Annotated in this window: 1 protein-coding gene and 2 pseudogenes; 1 reads left to right on the top strand and 2 read right to left on the bottom strand. The window is 58.8% G+C overall.

Translation table 11 applies throughout. The annotated features are described in order from the left end of the window. Positions 1 to 330, bottom strand: a pseudogene (locus tag FEV53_RS20105) (hypothetical protein); the annotation flags it as partial. A gap of 201 nt (positions 331 to 531) precedes the next feature. Beyond that, positions 532 to 720: a transposase gene (locus FEV53_RS22280; protein ID WP_142836398.1), complete on the bottom strand. Its 189-nt coding sequence runs from the start codon at positions 718 to 720 to the stop codon at positions 532 to 534. A gap of 439 nt (positions 721 to 1159) precedes the next feature. Between FEV53_RS22280 and FEV53_RS20095 the strand changes: the two are divergent. Then, a pseudogene (locus FEV53_RS20095) lies at positions 1160 to 2115 on the top strand (IS3 family transposase); the annotation flags it as partial.

Genomic DNA, 2115 nt, shown 5'->3' with positions numbered 1-2115 from the left:
GACGCTCTCCCCGTCAGCGCATGGATCCCGGTGGATGCGTTTGGACCCGTAGCGCCCCTTGCTGGCTTTGAAAAAATGGCTGATCCGCTCCAGCAGTGCCTTGTCCCGTGCCGCACGCCGCGCCTTCCGACTTTCACGGGCTGCCTCACCGGCGCCGTGACCATAAAACCAACTGCGCGACAGGCGGACCAGCCGGCAAAGTGTAGAAACCGCGTTCTCCCGCTTACGCGGCCCCACTGGGGCCACGGTCAGTCGAACTGAGCTTTGTGGGCAGGGATGAAAGCGCGCTTGTTCATCGTTCGGGCAGTCGCTCGGACCAGTGGCGCTCATGCCCTCACTTCACCGCCCTTGCTGCGAAAAAACGTTCGCAGGCGCACTCGGACCCGTGGCGTTCGCATGCTCACCCCTCTGAAGAATTTCATTCTCCTCCGCGAGACGCTTGCTCTCTTTCCGCAGCCGTTCCAGCTCGGCAGCATCCGCCTTTTGGCGGCGTTTCGCTTCCATCGAGCCGAACGCCTCAATCTCCAGCCGCTAGGTCTTCAGCTGGGTTCCCGTGATTCCCAACTCCTTGGCCACGGTGCCCTCCGTCGCGCCCGGCTCATAAAGCCGGTCAACCGCCGCAGCGTTGAATTCGTCCGTATGTTTCCGTCTATGTCGTCTGATCTCGTCCTTCTCCCATGGCCAAGGGTAAAGTACCCCGCTGTCCGGTGACAGGGACAACGTTCATGGGGGGCGTCGCCTATGTCGCTGGTGGTGAACTCAGCAGCCCGGATTTCCAGTGTTTTCTCGTTGATCCCGAACTGTGTGAACCGGCATCCAAATTTGACCCACTTGGGTTGGTTATGAGCGAGTAAAATTGCCCCGCCTGTTTTCGTTAACATCCGCGCAGAATTGTGTGGAGGAAAGAGCGGGTGCTATTGATGGAAAGTGTATCGAAGATCCGACGATGGATAGTGCGGGAAGGCCGCAGCATCCGATCTGTGGCGCGGGCGACGGGATAGTCGCGGAACACGATCCAGAAGTATTTGAAGGATGAGATCCCGCCGAGCTACCAGCGCCAAGCGCCGGCGGTTCGGCACAAGCTGTGCAACGGGTTCGATCTTCGGCTTCAGGAATTTTTCGTTCAGGTTATGGAGCGCCCACGAAGGGAACGACGGACATGGCATCTGCATTTGGCGGAGGTGCATCGGCTGAGCCGGAGATTTCTGAGAAGGATGTCGAGAAGCTGCATGCCAGGATCGGCCAGTTGGTCGTGGAACGGGATTTTTTGTCGGAAGGTCCGTCCATGAGGCCGCCATTGGTCCGAGGTCCTTGGCGGACAGTCTCATCCTCGACACTGGAGGCAGAAAGCGTTGAAGCGGGACCATCCCGATCTCAGCGTCCGGCGGCAATGCAGTCTGCTGTCACTGGCACGCTCAACCCTCTACTACCAGCCGCGTGGGGAAAGCCCCGAGAACCTGAAGTTCATGGAAATCATCGATCGTCAGTTCCTCGAGACGCCATGGTATGGCTCACGCCAGATGGTCCGGCACTTGGCTCGCGAGGGACATAAATGCGGCCGACATCGTGTGCGGCGGCTGATGCAGCTCATGCGGTTGGCGCCTATCTACCAGGAACCGAAGACCAGCAAGAAGCACCCGGAGCACAAGATATATCCATATCTTCTGAAAGACTTACCCATCCCCCGACCTAACCAGGTCTGGTGTGCTGACATCAGCTACATCCCGATGCGCCGGGGGTTTCTCTATCTCGTGGCCATCATGGATTGGCACAGCCGGAAGGTGCTGAGCTGGCGGCTCTCGAACAGCATGGACGCGGGGTTCTGCGTCGAGGCTTTGAAAGAAGCGCTGGCTCGATACAGCACCCCCGAGATTTTCAACACCGATCAAGGATCCCAATTCACCAGCACCGACTTCACCGACGTGCTGCGCGACGCAAAGATCAAAATCTCGATGGATGGCCGGGGCCGCTGGATCGACAACCGGATGATCGAGCGGCTCTGGCGATCCCTCAAATACGAATGCGTCTACTTGAACGCCTTCGAAACAGGTTCCGAAGCCCGGGACGGGATCGGTGACTGGATCAGCTACTACAACGAAAGACGCCCGCACTCAT

This window comes from Palleronia caenipelagi (genome assembly GCF_007004065.1).
GTDB classification, from domain to species: Bacteria; Pseudomonadota; Alphaproteobacteria; order Rhodobacterales; family Rhodobacteraceae; genus Palleronia; species Palleronia caenipelagi.
The sequence above is the reverse complement of the archived record's forward strand: the minus strand, read 5'-3'. Positions and strand labels throughout refer to the sequence as shown.